Source organism: Acrocarpospora corrugata, from assembly GCF_009687845.1.
Lineage (GTDB): Bacteria > Actinomycetota > Actinomycetes > Streptosporangiales > Streptosporangiaceae > Acrocarpospora > Acrocarpospora corrugata.
Map to the genome: position 1 here is coordinate 42,015 of NZ_BLAD01000091.1, position 13,774 is coordinate 55,788.

Genomic DNA, 13,774 nt, shown 5'->3' on the forward strand with positions numbered 1-13,774 from the left:
CACGTCGCCGACCTCCACCGCCGTGTTTGAGGGCCGTGGCCAGAGTGGGGCAAAACGCCCCGGCGCGACTGTCCAACCAGGCGCCGAGGCCGCCACCTATTTGCCCCACCCGGCTGTCCCTTGTCGGTGCACTTCCAAAGGCCCGTCTGCCGCAGGGCTTCGGCGTGGTCGGGTGGCGTCCGATTTGTGCTCAAGCGAGGCCGACTTCGACAAGATCCAGACGGTTCGCGCGAACGTCATGCCATGGGAAGGGGCCCCACCACGGTGCGAACCCGCCGCCAACCCTTGCCTCACCTATCGAGATTCGATAGATTCTCATCGCAATCCGATAGAAGGATGGGTCATGGGAAAACTGACAGTGCGTGCGCTTCGCGCCGTGCTCGTGGTGGTGCTCGCCGGCACCGTGTTCGTACAGGCATTGACGCTGTGGGTGTTGGTCAGCGGGAGCGACCCGGAGGACGGGTCGCTCCCGCTGACCGCGCTGCGCGTGATCACGATCCTGGGCATGGTGTCGGCCCAGGTCGCCCTGGTCAGCGTATGGCGGCTGGTGACGATGGTGCGACGCGGAACCGTGTTCTCCCACGCCGCCTTCCGGTACGTGGACGCCGTGATCGGCGCGATCGTGGCGGCTGCCCTCCTGTGGTTCGCGGTCACTGCCCTCAATGCGCCGGGCCAGCGGGACGACCCGGGCGTCACCGTCATCATGGGCGGGGTCGGCCTGGCCATCCTGGGGGTCGCGCTCATCGTGCTCGTGCTGCGGATGCTGCTCGCCCAGGCCGTCGCGCGCGACGTCGAAGCGGCGCAGATGCAGGCCGAGTTGGACGAGATGATCTGATGCCGATCATCGTCGACATCGACGTGATGCTGGCCAGGCGGAAGATGTCCGTGGGCGACCTCGCGGACCAGGTAGGGATCACGCCCGCCAACCTGGCAGTACTCAAGAATGGCCGCGCCAAGGCGGTCCGCTTCGCGACCCTCGCCGCACTCTGCGAGGTACTCAAGTGCCAGCCGGGCGACCTCCTGCGCTGGGAGGCCGAGGACGCCGCAGGCGAATGACGTGCCCCAGCGCGGGCGTGAAAACGCCTGGCACCACCGGCCTGACATGGCACGCCGATCGCCATGATCTGCGCTCGCATCCTGTCCGTGGAGCTGATGGGCGATTTGGTGCGCCGACCTGTCAGCGCACCATCGCGGTGATCCAGATGGGCGCGAACGGAGACGTACAGCCCGGGGAAGTTGGATAGTCCTTGAGCACCTCCAGGCGCTCACCGATGTCGATCGCACGGGCGCGGTGCTCGGCGTGCTCAATCCCGATCTGCGCCAGGCAGTGGTTCATCGCCCACTGCAGGCGATCCGGGGCGTCTTTCATCTCCGCCTCGATGACGTCGAGCAGTCCTGCAAGGTCGAGGCCCCCGGGCTTCTTCGCCACGCGTTCGGTGGTCAACGCCCAGCCGGCACTCGCGACCACTGGATCCGGATCGGCGGACCAGGCCAGGCGCAGCTCTTCGGAGCGCGGGTTCTTCTTCACCACATAGTTCACGAGCCAGTCGTGCACCTTGGGGGTGCGCGCCTCGCGCAACATGACGTCCAACTCGTCACGCTCGAACGCCTTCGGGCGGCAGATCAGGAGCGCCAGCAGTCTCGCCGCGGTGTCATCCGTCTCCCAGAGCCGGCACGCGAGTTCCTGCTGCGTCTTCAGCCGCTTCGCGACCGCGCGCAGCTTGCTGAGGTTCACACCGTGATCGTCACCGTGTTTCTCGTTCACCTCGCGTGTCTTCGGATCCTCGAGCTCGGCCAGTTCGGCCATCAGCTCGGCCACCATCGTCTCGGCCGGCGTCGCCTCGGCCACCTCAGTCTCCTGTCCATCACGTGCGAGATTCAGACTACGACGGAAGTCGGCCGCCTGTCGTACACGCCGCCAGCTCTGCTCAGCGGCGCCCGCGGCGGGCGGTGCCGAAGATGGATCTGGTGATCTCCCGGCCGAGGGTGGAGGCCGCCGACCGCACCATGGAGCGGAACTCCTTGGACTCCAGCACGCCCTCCAGCACGGACTGCTCCGGTTGTTCCCTGGGCCGATCCGCCTCGCGCGGGGCTTCGGGCTGCGCGGCCAGCCTGGCCGCCAGGATTTCATAGGCCGACTGGCGGTCGACCGCCGTGCCGTACTTCCGCTGCAGCGGGGAGGCGGCGATGATGCCCTGGATCACCTCCGGGCTCGACGGCGCCATGAGCGTCTGCGGGGCGCGCAGGCGCGTCCAGGCCACCGGGGTCGGCGCGCCCGTCTCCGACAGGACCGTGACCACGGCCTCGCCGATGCCGAGTTCGGTGAGCAGTCGCTCCAGGTCATAGGAGGACTCGGGGAAGGTCGACACGGTGGCCTTGAGCGCCTTGGCGTCCTGGGGGGTGAAGGCGCGCTGGGCGTGCTGCACGCGCGCACCGAGTTGGGCCAGCACGTCGGCGGGCACGTCGTTCGGCGTCTGGGTGACGAAGAACACGCCCACACCCTTCGACCGGATCAGCCGCACGGTTTGGGTGATCGACTTCAGGAACGCCTTGGACGCGCCGTCGAACAGCAGATGCGCCTCGTCGAAGACGAACACCAGCTTCGGCTTGTCGACATCGCCCACCTCGGGCAGCACCTCGAAGAGCTCGGCGAGCAGCCACATCAGGAAGGTGGAGAAGAGCTGCGGCCGGTCCTGCACGGCGGGCAGCTCAAGGACGGAGACCATCCCCCGGCCGTCCGGCGTCACCCGGAGCAGGTCGCACACGTCGAACTCCGGCTCGCCGAAGAACGCCTCCGCCCCCTGCGCCTCGAAGTTGGTCAGGGCGCGGAGGATGACTCCCGCCGTCGCCGCCGAAAGCCCGCCGATCCCGCGCAGCGCATCCGGAGTGGTGGTCAGGTAACGGATGACCGCGATGAGGTCCTTGAAGTCCAGCAGGGGCAGCCCGTTCTTGTCGGCGAAGTAGAAGATCAGCCCAAGCGAGGACTCCTGCGTCTCATTGAGCCCGAGGACCTTGGCGAGCAGGGTCGGCCCGAAGGCGGTCATGGTGGTGCGTATCGGCACACCGGACCCCAGACCGCCCAGGGACAGGAACTCCGCGGGACAGGCCAAGGGATGCCATGCCTGCCCCACCTCGGCGGCACGCCCGACGGCGCGCTCGGATGGCGTGCCCGGAGAGGCGAGCCCCGACAGGTCGCCCTTGATGTCGGCGAGGAAGACCGGAACGCCCTGGGCCGCGAGCTGCTCCGCCATGAGCTGGAGGGTCTTGGTCTTCCCCGTTCCGGTGGCCCCGGCCACCAGTCCGTGCCGGTTCAGCATGCCCAGGGCGATCCTGATCTGCTCCGCGGGATCGGCGGCGCCGTCCTCTCCCACCAGCGCCCCGAGTTCCAGTGCCGGTCCCTGGACGTCGTACCCCTTCATCGTTTCCCCCCAAGCTTGTTCCCGGCGCAGGTCCGGTGGTGGTTCCATTCCCGGTCGTACGCGGTTCAATGGCGCGGAGACACAGGTCAGCGGCGGAAATGCGACGTGGGGAGGCCCGTCGACCTTCAGCCCCCCGTGGAGTCGCCCTGGCCACGCTCGACGGCGCGCCGCAGGCGATCGGAAAGTTCACGCAGCACAGGAACCAGTTCCGGCGGGTCGAGTACGTCGAAATCGAAGCCCTTCGCCGCGACGTGGACGGCGAACTCCCGCAGCGAATTCGAGCCCGCGTGGAATACGCAACTGTGCGCGTCCACCGCTTCCAGCCGTCCGGCCGCCGGCGAAGTACGCGGCGCGACCTCCTCCACCGGAGCATGGAACAGAACGCGGGCCTGATAGGTGTAGGGCGCGGAACTGATGGACTCGGAGACGTACGCGGCGGAGTCCTCCCTGGGCAGCGGACGCGGGGTGAACCGGGCCCCGATCCGCCCGAGCGGTGGCACGATCCGGTCGATCCGGAACGTCCGCCAACCCTGCCTGCCAAGATCCCAGGCCAGCAGATACCACCGGCGCGGCGTGTGCACCAGCCGGTACGGCTCCACCTCCCGCGCCGACACCACCTCCCCTCGCCGGTAGCGCAGTTCGATCCGGCGCTGGTCCCGGCAGGCGGCGGCGAGCGCGGCCAGCAGATCCGCGTCCACCGCCTCCCGAGCCGCGTTCGCGAGCGGCACGGCCGCCGCCTGGAAGGCGGTCACGCGATGGCGGAGCCGCGCGGGCAGCACCTGCTGAAGCTTGGCCAGCGCCCGCATCGCCGCCTCCCCCAGCCCGGCCACGTTCCCGGTAGCGGCGGTACGCAGACTGATCGTCACCGCCACGGCTTCCTCATCGTCGAGCAGCAACGGCGGCAACGCGGCACCGACCCCCAGCCGATAGCCACCCGCCACCCCCGACGTGGCATCGACCGGGTACCCCAGCTCACGAAGGCGGTCGATATCCCGCCGCAGCGTCCGCAACCCCACCTCCAGACGTTCCGCGAGCTCAGCCCCCGTCCAGTCGGTACGCGACTGAAGAAGCGAAAGCAACCGGAGCAGCCGAGCCGAGGTATTCAACATGAGCCACATTATGGTGACAATTGGTGCCAGAACCTGACACCAATTGTGCCTAACGTCCAGGACATGACCACCAGCGACATGTCCAACCAGATCACCCCATACCGCATTGAGATCGCCCAGGAGGCGCTCGACGACCTGCGCCACCGGCTCCGCAACACCCGCTTCGCCCCCGAACTCCCCGGAACCGGCTGGGAACGCGGCGTACCGACCGGCTACCTGCGCGAACTCACCGACTACTGGGCCGAAAGCTTCGACTGGCGCGCCCAGGAAGCCGCCCTCAACGCGTACCCCCAGTTCACCACCATCGACGGCGCCCGCGTGCACTTCATGCACGTACGCTCACCCGAACCCGGCGCCACACCCCTGATGCTCATCCACGGCTGGCCCGGATCGATCGTCGAGTTCCTGGACGTGATCGGCCCGCTCACCGACCCAGCGGCACACGGCGGCCAGGCCGGCGACGCCTTCCACCTGGTGATCCCGTCTCTACCCGGCTACGGCTTCTCCGGCCCGCTCCCCACCACCGGCTGGACCGACGGCCGCACGGCCGCAGCCCTCACCGAACTGATGTCCCGCCTCGGCTACCAGCGCTACGGCGTGCAAGGCGGCGACGTCGGCGCCTTCATAGCCCCCTTGATGGGCAGGCTCGCCCCCGAGAACGTCATCGGCGTTCACGTCAACGCCCTGCTCACCTTCCCCACCGGCGACCCCGCCGTGATGAGCACCCTCACCGAGACCGATCACGTCCGCCTGGCCGGCATGAAGAAGTGGCAGGACCAGCAGGGCGCCTACCTCCAACTGCAGGGCACCCGTCCCCAGACCATCGCCGCCGCCCTGCACGACAGCCCCGCCGGCCAGCTCGCCTGGATCACCGAGAAGTTCAAGGAGTGGACCGACCCGGCCACCGAGCTCCCCGAAGCGCCGTAGACCGCGACCGCATGCTCACCGACGTGAGCATCTACTGGTTCACGGCCACCGCAGGCTCCTCAGCCCACACTTACTATGAGCGCTTCAACGACGCCGCCATGTGGGCCCCCAAGAGCCGCGGCCAAGTCCCCACCGCCGTCGCCGTCTTCCCCACCGACTTCTCAATCCGCCCCCTGGCCGACCAAACCCACAACATCACGCACTGGACGGAGTTCGACCGCGGGGGCCATTTCGCGGCCCTGGAAACCCCAAACCTCCTGACCACCGACCTCCGAGCCTTCTTCCACACCCTCACCTGACCGGACTGTTTCGCCACGCTCGACCTGACCTTTGGTGGAGCGGGGCGCCGAGGTTACCGTGATCATCATCGAGATAGCGGCCAGCGAGTCGGATAAGCCGGTACTCGCGGGGAGCATCGTGCACGCCGCCGAGACCGGCTGCACGATCTCCCCACCGACAACGGCGTACGATCTAGTCGGGCACGCTGGCAACCGTCACCCGCCCAGTCATTTCAAACCAGGTCGACAGGGTGGCTTCGGTCCACCGGCACCTCCAGAACGGTCGCGTGGGCACCGCCGACGTCCATGAGGTGATCTTCCAGAGTGGGGCCGGCGACGGTCAGCCCATGGCGGTGCAGCCAGCCGAACAGCTCCTCACCGGCGCGTACGACACCGATCGAGGAAGGGATGACGGCGCGCACAACGGCGCGGGCAGGCAGAATGAGCTGCTCCCCGCCCCGATCGGTGGTCACCGCTGCGGCGAAGCCGCCTATCGGAATTCCGCCGAGCCAGGTCAGCAAGGTCGACGGCGATACCGCCGCGCAGATGGCGGCCAGCTCGGACGCGTGGTCGACACGCAGGCGGCGCGGCTCCACCGTGGTCTGCTGAGGCAGTATCGACATGGGCGTCATGAGGTGGTCCTCCGCCTGAGCCGCGGTCGCGGCCAATGCGGATATGTCGCGGTGGAGACTCGTCACGTTCTCGGCCAAGGCCTGCCGCAGCTGCGCCTCGGGTGCGTCAAGCAGATCGGTGATCCGGCGCAGCGGCAGGCCGAGGCGTCGCAGTCCCCGGACGCGCTCCAGCCGGGACAACTCGGCCACGCCGTACCAGCGATAACCGGTAACCCGATCCACCGCGGCGGGCACGAGCAGCCCGATCTTGTCGTAGTGGCGCAGGGTGCGTTGGGAGACCCCGGCCATACGCGCCAGCTGACCAATCCGCCACATGACGACTCCCTGCGTGTTGACCTTCTCCCTGTGTCAGGGTTCTACCGTCACCATCCATGACTGATCCGAACCCCGGCGCCCGGCTTACCGGTGTCCTGCTGCTGATCTCGCTGGTGGCCATGATTGCCGGTACGGCCATCGTGGTGCCATCGGGGCTGACCCTGAATCCGGCCGACCCCGACGCCGCGCTCGCCGCGGTGGGCGAGCAGGCTGGGCTGCACCTGACCGAACTGGCCTTCGACGTGCCGGGCTGGCTGGCATTGACCGCGGCCGGGCTGGTCATGGCCGCGCGCCCGAACGTCGCGCCCAGGCCGCACCTGGTAGTGCTCGCCGGTGGGCTGCTGGCCGCCGCCGGGCTGGCGGGACTGCTTCACGACGCCGGGAACCTGGCACTGACCCGTCTGAGCACCGAACCGGCCACACCGGCCACCGCCACAGTGGCCACGGCGGTGTTACTCACCGCCAAGTGGACGGTCAACCTGGCAGGGTTGCTCTGGGTCGCCGCCACAACGACCACCGCAGTGGGCGTCCCCATGCCCAGCGGGCTTCGCGGAGCCGGCGCCATCGCGGCGCTCTGCGGCCTGGCCGCGGTCGCGCTGCCGTGGACGACCGGGGCCACCGAACCGCCGGAGGCATCGGAGCAGCTCGGGTACGCCCTCTACCTGCCGATCATGATCTGGTACGGAGTACTGGGCTGGCGCTATCTGCGGAGGCAGTGAGCACGTGGTACGTGCCCGCCCTGATCAGCGCAACAAGCAGGGCCTCGACGGCACCAGGCCCGAACTCGACAGAACCAGCCTCGGAATCCCCTGAAACGACAAAGTCGGTCGAGCCATCTCAAGAACGACCCTGGTGGAGCTAGCGGTTGCTTACTCGAACACGATATTCAACAGCTACCTCACGATGCCGGACGACGGTAGCGAGGCCACAACCTGATCCCGACGACCGCGAACTCATCCGAGCACAAATCCCGGATGACTGTGCGTCCTAGGATTTGGCCATGCATCGCGCGGGAGAAGCCACGCAGATCGCGGCATTGCTCCGAGAAGTAGAAGATCTGGCCGAACTCGGTCGAATCGCTCAGGACGACGACGAGTCACGTGCCGAACCGGCGGTGCGTCAATTGCAAAGCCGCTATCCAGCTTGGTACGGCACCGCGCTCGCCGTTCTGCCAGACGATCTCCGCGCCCGGTTCGTCGAGCAGTACGACGCCAAACACCCAACCGTGAGCCCAAGGATCAAGCAGTTCATAGCTCATCCCAGGCAACCGTGGGTGTTGTACCACTCCGTTCCCAAGTTCTTCAAGAGCCACGGCCGCTGGCAGCACTCACTGAAGCAGAGCTACGAGGAGCCCCTGTTCGAGCAGCGCCGCCTGCTACAAGAGGCCAGCGGACGATTCGGATTGAGCCCCGGGCTCCAACAGAATGTCACCCAGTTGACCGGCCTCTTCCGCCGGCTCCCCGAGTCCCTCGCCCTGCTCGCCCTCGAGCAACGACACCGGCCGGGATTCGTCGTCACAGACGAATATGATCTTCAACGAATACTGCACGCCGTCCTGCGACTGCACTTCGACGACGTCGAACCGGAAGAGACGACTCCGCGCAGAGCGGGCGGCTCGTATCGCATCGACTTCGTCCTGCGCCGGGAACAGATAGCAGTCGAGGCGAAGATGACTCGGCCGACGCTGGGCGCCAAGCAGATCCGAAGCCAGATCGTCGACGACATGTTCGGCTATCGGGGCCAGGCGAACGTGGCCGCCCTAGTGGTAGTGGTGTACGACCGAGATCGCGTCATCCAGAATCCAACAGGGTTCGAGAAGGACATCAACACCGACGATCCCGAACTGCTCGTCCGTGTCGTCGTCGCTCAAGGCTGAATCACCCGTACAGCCTCTGGTCGTGCGCAACGGCTCCCACCAGGCACTCCCACACCGTCCGCCGCGCCTTCCGGGAGGTCCTCAAGAAGGCGGGCCGACATCTCCAAGCCGTAGACACTCAGAAGATCAAAAAGGCCGGGTAGCTGTGCTGACCCGACCTCTCTGACGATCTCCAAACCGGCCGTTCGGATGCGGCGCTGACCAATATCGCACCCAACCCGCACCCAAATTCGGGCACTAACGGACACGAAAGAAGCCGCTCTCACATGAGGGCTTCTGACTTGGGGTGGAGCTATGGTGATTGAACCCCAGACCCCTTCGAGTCACCCCACGTCTCTGCGGGGCCACCCCGCCCATCGATCCAGCTCAGATTTTGGGAGGCGATTAACGGTCCTCCAGCGGTCTCCACCCAGGTGTGGAGCACAGATGGCCTCGCCTTCCTTGGTGTCACCGGCAAACATTACGGCGGTCAACCTGTGCCCCGCCGATCTGCACCCATCCCATCGAGGACATGCACCATTTGCAATGATATCCCCAGCAATAGCCGGGACCTGCCGAAACACTTTCAGCCATTGCCATTGTGTGCCACCGTACCCGCCGCGATGGGTCCTCTCATCCTGCGCGCGATCCGGGAACTACGCGGCCCCTTAATCCGTTTATGAGTAATCCTTCCGCGGTCAAATGCTTATGACAGAGACCAAACGTGACAGAGGTAGCGGCAATCGTGCGCGCCGCCGAAACGCTCGTCCCGGGCTGCGCCTGTGATCTGCACCCGATTATCCAACCGGGCTCAGGTTCACTGATTGCCGGGCGGAGCGGATTCCACCCGGTAATCAGCTCGTTTACGTAATACTCATCGGACGGTGACCCGGTCGCCGGCTGGTGCGCTGACCGGCGAGTTCTTCACCAGATAGGTGGCCAGGGCCCCTCTGTCGTCTGGGCCACCGCGATAGACGCTGGTGGCTCCGGGCCATCGGGGGAAACCTTCATAGCCGCCCACCAGAATGTAGTTGGCCGCGATTCTGATGACCTGGTCGTCGGTCACCGGAACGCCGTTCAACACCATCTCGGTGACAGCGCCGCCTTCCAATGTGTAGCGGAGCGAGGACGACGGCGTGAGCACCCAGCCCTGCGCATTCGGGTGGGCGAGGACGGACTTCAGCGCGGCGCCGGTGATCGCCCACACGTCCACCGCGAACCCGGCCGGAAGCGTCGCGAACACCTCCTCGTAGGTGACCGGGCCCGCGTCGAAGTCCAGGTGGAATCCGTACCTGCTGACCAGGGCGGCCTCCGCACCCGACCGGGCCTGAACCGCGTCGAGGTTGGCGTCGGCGACCAGTTCGGCCAGCGGACCGCCGCTGAGCGTCCGGACGATGGGCTCGGAGGTCTCGCCGAAGGTGTCGGCTGCGTCGGCCATGCCGCACTCGAAGTAGTAGAGCGTATTGGACGTGAGACCGTCGGGCTGTCTGAGCTCGATTTGGACCGACGTCTGACCTGATGTCGGTGTCTCGAAGTCCCATTCCCAGTCGAGCGTCGCGAGCAGGGCGGTGAAGCTGCCGTTGTGCTTGGTCGGAGATTTGAGGTTCTTCCATTGCTCGGTGCCGACGATGCGGTATTGGATGAGTTGCAGGCCCGGAGGGAGTCCTCCGAAGGTCCCGTAGACCTTGAAGGTCAACGGGCACTTCGTCGCAGTGGTTCGCTCGAATGAGAGGGTGAGTTTCTGCACCGGATTGCCAACCGATGTGAGTGGGGCGGAAGCCGTACCGAAAAAGGATCGCTGGGGTGCGGCTTGCGCGGCGGGAACGGAAACACCGGACGCCAGAACCGCAATGGCCGCCAGCCCTCCGATCCGACGCCCAGCCCTACTAGGTAATCCCACAGTCTTCCCATCTGTCATGACGACAAGGACGAGCAGAGACTAGCCACGCCGACCGACAATTCCGCGCGCCGAATGAGTGGAACGTTCACGAGATCCTGATGGAATTTGTCCAGGTGGCTGAGGACGACGGCGGTCGCCCTCATTGTCACCGTCGCCAACGACCACTGCCTGGGGCAACGGCGGGGCCAGCACAACCGGACCGCAAACTCGTCGGCGATCCAGCCATCCCTGTCACTGCTGAGCAGCCGCCCAGCCAGACCAGACCGACACCGCCAAACCACGCCACCGTGTCGCAGCATCCCGCCAGCCGCCGGCTTCGCCATGCCCAGCGGTCCGTTTTCCCTGGGCTCCAAGTGGGCTGACACCGCCTGAGCCTTCCGCGACCCACACCCAGCAGGCCCAAACCCCACAGAACCGGGCTCGGAATCCCCTGAAACGACAAGATCCCGCCCGATCAACAAGATCAGACGGGATCCCATCAACTTCAGTCGAGCCATCTCAAGAACGGCCCTGGGTGGAGCTATGGGGATTTGAACCCCCAGACCCCTTCGATGCGAAGCCACTTGCTCAAGCGCTCAGTAGGTAGCTGAGCTGGCCTTTTGGTCCCACATAGTTCGGCGGCATCCCCGCGCGTACGCCTCTGTCGTCACTCAGGTGGTCACTCACTTTGGGCGACGGCTTCGCCGAACGGGTTGGGCTCCGGGCCATGGCGTCTTCTGCTGCGGGTTGCTGCCGTCCACCATGATCCACGCTCGCATCTGTCCGTGGAGCTGATGGGCGCTTAACGAAACCCGGAACCGCCGACCAGAGTCCCGCTGAAGCTGGTGGCTCGCCGGTCGGCTATTGGCACCGCATCATGGTACCGCCTAGAGGTACCATCGCTGTATGGAACTTCGACTCCGCCTGCCCGACGAGGTCCACACCCGGCTGCGAACCGTGGCTGACGAGGACGGCAACAGCCTGAACACCGAGATCGTGATCGCGATCGAGGAGCACCTGGCCCGCCGCCAGACCAGTGCGGTGCGCGCCATCGCCCGCAAGGTCGCCCAGCGCGACGCGGAACTGCTGCACCGCCTCTCCCAATGACCGTCCATCTGACCACGACCGATGTCCTGGCGATCGCCGAGGAGATCCTGCCCACGATCGGCCTGCGCGATGGCGGTCTGCTGCACGCGGCTGTCCTGCGTCCGCAGACCAGTGTGTACGGCGAGGACGCCTACCCCGACCTGTGGACCAAAGCCGCAGCCCTGATGCAGAGTCTGATCATCGGCCACCCCCTGGTCGACGGCAGCAAACGACTTGGCTGGACTTGCGCCGTCGTCTTCCTTGAGTTGAACGGCGAGGTCCTTACCGGTACCGACACGGACGCCGCCGAGGAACTGGTCATCGCCGTCACCACCGGCGAACTCGACGATGTGACCGAGATCGCCAAGAGACTCCGTGCGCTGAGCCCGGATGACGACCGAAGGCCCGCAGACTCCTGAAGCCTTAGGGGAAAACCGCCCGGATCGCTCCTGTCGGACAAGGGCGTCCCGATCGAGAACATCTCGCGCCTGGCCGGCTACAGCAACACCCCCAATCCTCACCCAAAATTCGGGCATAGCGGGATACGAAAGAAGCCGCCCTCGCATGAGGACGGCTTCTGACGTAGGTGGAGCTATGGGGATTTGAACCACAGACCCCTTCGATGCGAAGCCACTTGCGAGGAGCACGACGTACGCACTGCGGGGCGGTTGAGCTGGGCACTTAGGTGCCTCACGGTTCGGCGATGTTCCCGGGTGTTCGCTCCCGTTGTCACTCAGTTGGTCACTCACCTTGAACCACTTCTGCGCAGTTCGGGGACGGGAGCGAGCGACTGCGATAACTCCTCCGTCGTTTGTCATCGGCTTGCCAGCGCTTTCGGGGTCATGTACCTGGAGCCCGGCGGCGAGGTGGCGAGAATTTACATGCCGCACTCGACCCTCCTACACCCAGCAGGTTCTCGCGATGAAGGACCTGGGAACAGGCGCCAAACGCGGGAGAGGCAATCGTGGTGTCCCTGGTGCCCAGGGAGCGAGACCGTTCGCGGCTAACCCTGCCCGATGCCTGCGCAGCAGATAATCGACTCTACGGCGATCCGGGGTCGTTCGGCCGCCGGTAGTCACTCGCCCAGACAGTGTCTTGTTTGACGGCCGACAACCCGAGTGTGGCGGGAGCGAGGGCGTCTACTGCTGGACAATAAACGACATGCAGCCTGACGAAGAGCCTCTCTTCGGAGGATGAAATATCAGTACCGGCGTTGTCCGAGTGGGAGATACGGTGCGTCGCCCCGCCGGGCCTTGGACGCCGGCCGTGCACGCCTTGCTTACCCATTTGCATGGAGTGGGATTTGCAGGTGCTCCTCGCCCTCTCGGTATCGACGATCAAGGGCGTGAGGTGCTGACCTTCGCGCCTGGCACGGTCGTATGGCCGGATCATTTCGCCCTACTGGATCCTGTTCATCAGCTTGAGCGCGTCGCGCGTCTGATCCGAGATTTCCATGACGCGGTGCAGGGCTTCGTTCCTCCGGCAGAAGCTTGCTGGCGGGTGTTCATCCCAGCGAACGGAGCCGACATCATCGCTCATCACGATCTGGCCCCATGGAATCTGGTTGCGGATGGTGATCACGGCTGGGTGTTCATCGATTGGGACGGAGCGGGGCCCGGGACTCGCCTGTGGGATGTCGCCTACGCCCTTCACGGATTCGTCCCGCTGTCGGCGCATCCGACGTGGCGACGCACCGACGCTGCGATTCGGCTGCGGATCTTCGCTGACGCGTACGGCCTGGATGAGGCTCAGCGTCATCAGTTGGTGCCGCTGCTGAGCCGACGCACTCGTGCAACGCATGACTTCCTGAGGACGCAAGCTATTGACGGTGTTCAGCCGTGGGCGAGGTTGTGGGATGAGGGTCATGGTGACGCGTGGCTGAGCGACGCAGAGTACATCGAGCAGTATGAGCAACTTTGGGTTGGTGCCCTAGTGTCGTGATCTTCGTGTCGCGATGGAGGCCTGCCCCGGCTGGTGCGAGCTTGCTCCGCTTTGACGGACACCTTGGTCCTGCCCCGGTTTTCCGGACCGCCGACCTCCCGGAGCCGCTGCCGGTGCTGTCACGACCCGGTTGACGGCGAAACGCTCGCCCGGGAAACACCGGCCGAGCGTTTCGTCACGCCTGGATGCTGATCGGGATCACACGTTGGGGATCAGGACGAGGAAGCCCGCCGGCACGTTGACCGTGGCCGGCCGGCCCAGCTGGGTCCACTCGTCGAGGCTGAGCGGCTTCTTCTTGCCGCCGGCGATCACGTAGATGGTGGTGTCGGGTGC

The 13,774-nt window shown here is 66.0% G+C and carries 14 protein-coding genes; 9 read left to right on the forward strand and 5 right to left on the reverse strand.

The genetic code is table 11. From position 1 onward, the window contains the following. Positions 1-343: 343 nt before the first annotated feature. Together Acor_RS34965 and Acor_RS34970 are read left to right on the forward strand one after the other, a co-directional pair. Positions 344-835: a DUF2975 domain-containing protein gene (locus Acor_RS34965; protein WP_155341058.1), complete on the forward strand. Its 492-nt coding sequence runs from the start codon at positions 344-346 to the stop codon at positions 833-835. Continuing rightward, positions 835-1,056: a helix-turn-helix domain-containing protein gene (locus Acor_RS34970; RefSeq protein WP_155341059.1), complete on the forward strand. Its 222-nt coding sequence runs from the start codon at positions 835-837 to the stop codon at positions 1,054-1,056. Before Acor_RS34965 ends, Acor_RS34970 begins: the two co-directional genes overlap by 1 nt. Positions 1,057-1,177: 121 nt before the next feature. On the opposite strand, the gene Acor_RS34975 is transcribed toward Acor_RS34970, so the two are convergent. The 3 genes from Acor_RS34975 to Acor_RS34985 all read right to left on the reverse strand — a co-directional run bounded on the left by Acor_RS34975 (position 1,178) and on the right by Acor_RS34985 (position 4,528). Continuing rightward, the gene (locus Acor_RS34975; RefSeq protein ID WP_218034670.1) at positions 1,178-1,807 is read right to left on the reverse strand and encodes a DNA alkylation repair protein; all 630 of its coding nucleotides are present in this window, start codon (positions 1,805-1,807) and stop codon (positions 1,178-1,180) included. Positions 1,808-1,928: 121 nt separating this feature from the next. Then, complete coding sequence (locus tag Acor_RS34980) at positions 1,929-3,419, reverse strand: helicase HerA-like domain-containing protein (RefSeq protein WP_155341060.1); 1,491 nt, start codon at positions 3,417-3,419, stop codon at positions 1,929-1,931. 125 nt (positions 3,420-3,544) lie between these two features. Beyond that, the gene (locus Acor_RS34985) at positions 3,545-4,528 is read right to left on the reverse strand and encodes a helix-turn-helix transcriptional regulator (RefSeq protein WP_155341061.1); all 984 of its coding nucleotides are present in this window, start codon (positions 4,526-4,528) and stop codon (positions 3,545-3,547) included. Between the two features lie 63 nt (positions 4,529-4,591). Between Acor_RS34985 and Acor_RS34990 the strand changes: the two genes are divergently transcribed. Then, positions 4,592-5,455 (forward strand): epoxide hydrolase family protein, encoded by an 864-nt coding sequence (locus Acor_RS34990; RefSeq protein ID WP_308805706.1) that lies wholly within the window; start codon positions 4,592-4,594, stop codon positions 5,453-5,455. A 23-nt stretch (positions 5,456-5,478) separates the two neighbouring features. After that, positions 5,479-5,754 carry a hypothetical protein gene (locus Acor_RS45965; RefSeq protein ID WP_308805707.1) on the forward strand — a complete coding sequence of 92 codons (276 nt, stop codon included), beginning with the start codon at positions 5,479-5,481 and terminating at the stop codon, positions 5,752-5,754. A 212-nt stretch (positions 5,755-5,966) separates the two neighbouring features. On the opposite strand, the gene Acor_RS34995 is transcribed toward Acor_RS45965, so the two are convergent. Beyond that, positions 5,967-6,680 carry a MerR family transcriptional regulator gene (locus tag Acor_RS34995; RefSeq protein WP_155341062.1) on the reverse strand — a complete coding sequence of 238 codons (714 nt, stop codon included), beginning with the start codon at positions 6,678-6,680 and terminating at the stop codon, positions 5,967-5,969. Positions 6,681-6,736: 56 nt separating this feature from the next. Here Acor_RS34995 and Acor_RS35000 point away from each other — a divergent pair, with 56 nt between their 5' ends. Both Acor_RS35000 and Acor_RS35005 read left to right on the forward strand, forming a co-directional pair. Continuing rightward, a complete protein-coding gene (locus Acor_RS35000) occupies positions 6,737-7,399 on the forward strand; it encodes a hypothetical protein (protein ID WP_155341063.1) in 663 nt (220 codons plus the stop codon). Between the two features lie 281 nt (positions 7,400-7,680). Continuing rightward, the gene (locus Acor_RS35005; protein WP_155341064.1) at positions 7,681-8,556 is read left to right on the forward strand and encodes a PD-(D/E)XK nuclease domain-containing protein; all 876 of its coding nucleotides are present in this window, start codon (positions 7,681-7,683) and stop codon (positions 8,554-8,556) included. Positions 8,557-9,409: 853 nt separating this feature from the next. On the opposite strand, the gene Acor_RS35010 is transcribed toward Acor_RS35005, so the two are convergent. Further along, entirely contained in the window at positions 9,410-10,231 is an 822-nt protein-coding gene (locus Acor_RS35010) for a 5'-nucleotidase C-terminal domain-containing protein (RefSeq protein WP_170317234.1), read from the reverse strand. Positions 10,232-11,320: 1,089 nt separating this feature from the next. Between Acor_RS35010 and Acor_RS35015 the strand changes: the two genes are divergently transcribed. The 3 genes from Acor_RS35015 to Acor_RS35025 all read left to right on the forward strand — a co-directional run bounded on the left by Acor_RS35015 (position 11,321) and on the right by Acor_RS35025 (position 13,441). After that, complete coding sequence (locus tag Acor_RS35015; RefSeq protein ID WP_155341066.1) at positions 11,321-11,521, forward strand: Arc family DNA-binding protein; 201 nt, start codon at positions 11,321-11,323, stop codon at positions 11,519-11,521. Beyond that, positions 11,518-11,919, forward strand: coding sequence for a type II toxin-antitoxin system death-on-curing family toxin (locus Acor_RS35020; protein ID WP_155341067.1), 402 nt, complete (start codon positions 11,518-11,520; stop codon positions 11,917-11,919). Before Acor_RS35015 ends, Acor_RS35020 begins: the two co-directional genes overlap by 4 nt. A 931-nt stretch (positions 11,920-12,850) precedes the next feature. Further along, positions 12,851-13,441, forward strand: coding sequence for a phosphotransferase (locus Acor_RS35025; RefSeq protein WP_218034667.1), 591 nt, complete (start codon positions 12,851-12,853; stop codon positions 13,439-13,441). Positions 13,442-13,774: the final 333 nt, after the last annotated feature.

Coding starts and splice junctions, on each gene's coding strand:
- Acor_RS34985 (WP_155341061.1), bottom strand. CDS start 4,528: ATGTTGAATACCTCGGCTCGGCTGCTCCGGTTGCTTTCGCTTCTTCAG.
- Acor_RS34965 (WP_155341058.1), top strand. CDS start 344: ATGGGAAAACTGACAGTGCGTGCGCTTCGCGCCGTGCTCGTGGTGGTG.
- Acor_RS34980 (WP_155341060.1), bottom strand. CDS start 3,419: ATGAAGGGGTACGACGTCCAGGGACCGGCACTGGAACTCGGGGCGCTG.
- Acor_RS34995 (WP_155341062.1), bottom strand. CDS start 6,680: ATGTGGCGGATTGGTCAGCTGGCGCGTATGGCCGGGGTCTCCCAACGC.
- Acor_RS34975 (WP_218034670.1), bottom strand. CDS start 1,807: ATGGCCGAACTGGCCGAGCTCGAGGATCCGAAGACACGCGAGGTGAAC.
- Acor_RS35020 (WP_155341067.1), top strand. CDS start 11,518: ATGACCGTCCATCTGACCACGACCGATGTCCTGGCGATCGCCGAGGAG.
- Acor_RS34990 (WP_308805706.1), top strand. CDS start 4,592: ATGACCACCAGCGACATGTCCAACCAGATCACCCCATACCGCATTGAG.
- Acor_RS35000 (WP_155341063.1), top strand. CDS start 6,737: ATGACTGATCCGAACCCCGGCGCCCGGCTTACCGGTGTCCTGCTGCTG.
- Acor_RS35015 (WP_155341066.1), top strand. CDS start 11,321: ATGGAACTTCGACTCCGCCTGCCCGACGAGGTCCACACCCGGCTGCGA.
- Acor_RS34970 (WP_155341059.1), top strand. CDS start 835: ATGCCGATCATCGTCGACATCGACGTGATGCTGGCCAGGCGGAAGATG.
- Acor_RS35005 (WP_155341064.1), top strand. CDS start 7,681: ATGCATCGCGCGGGAGAAGCCACGCAGATCGCGGCATTGCTCCGAGAA.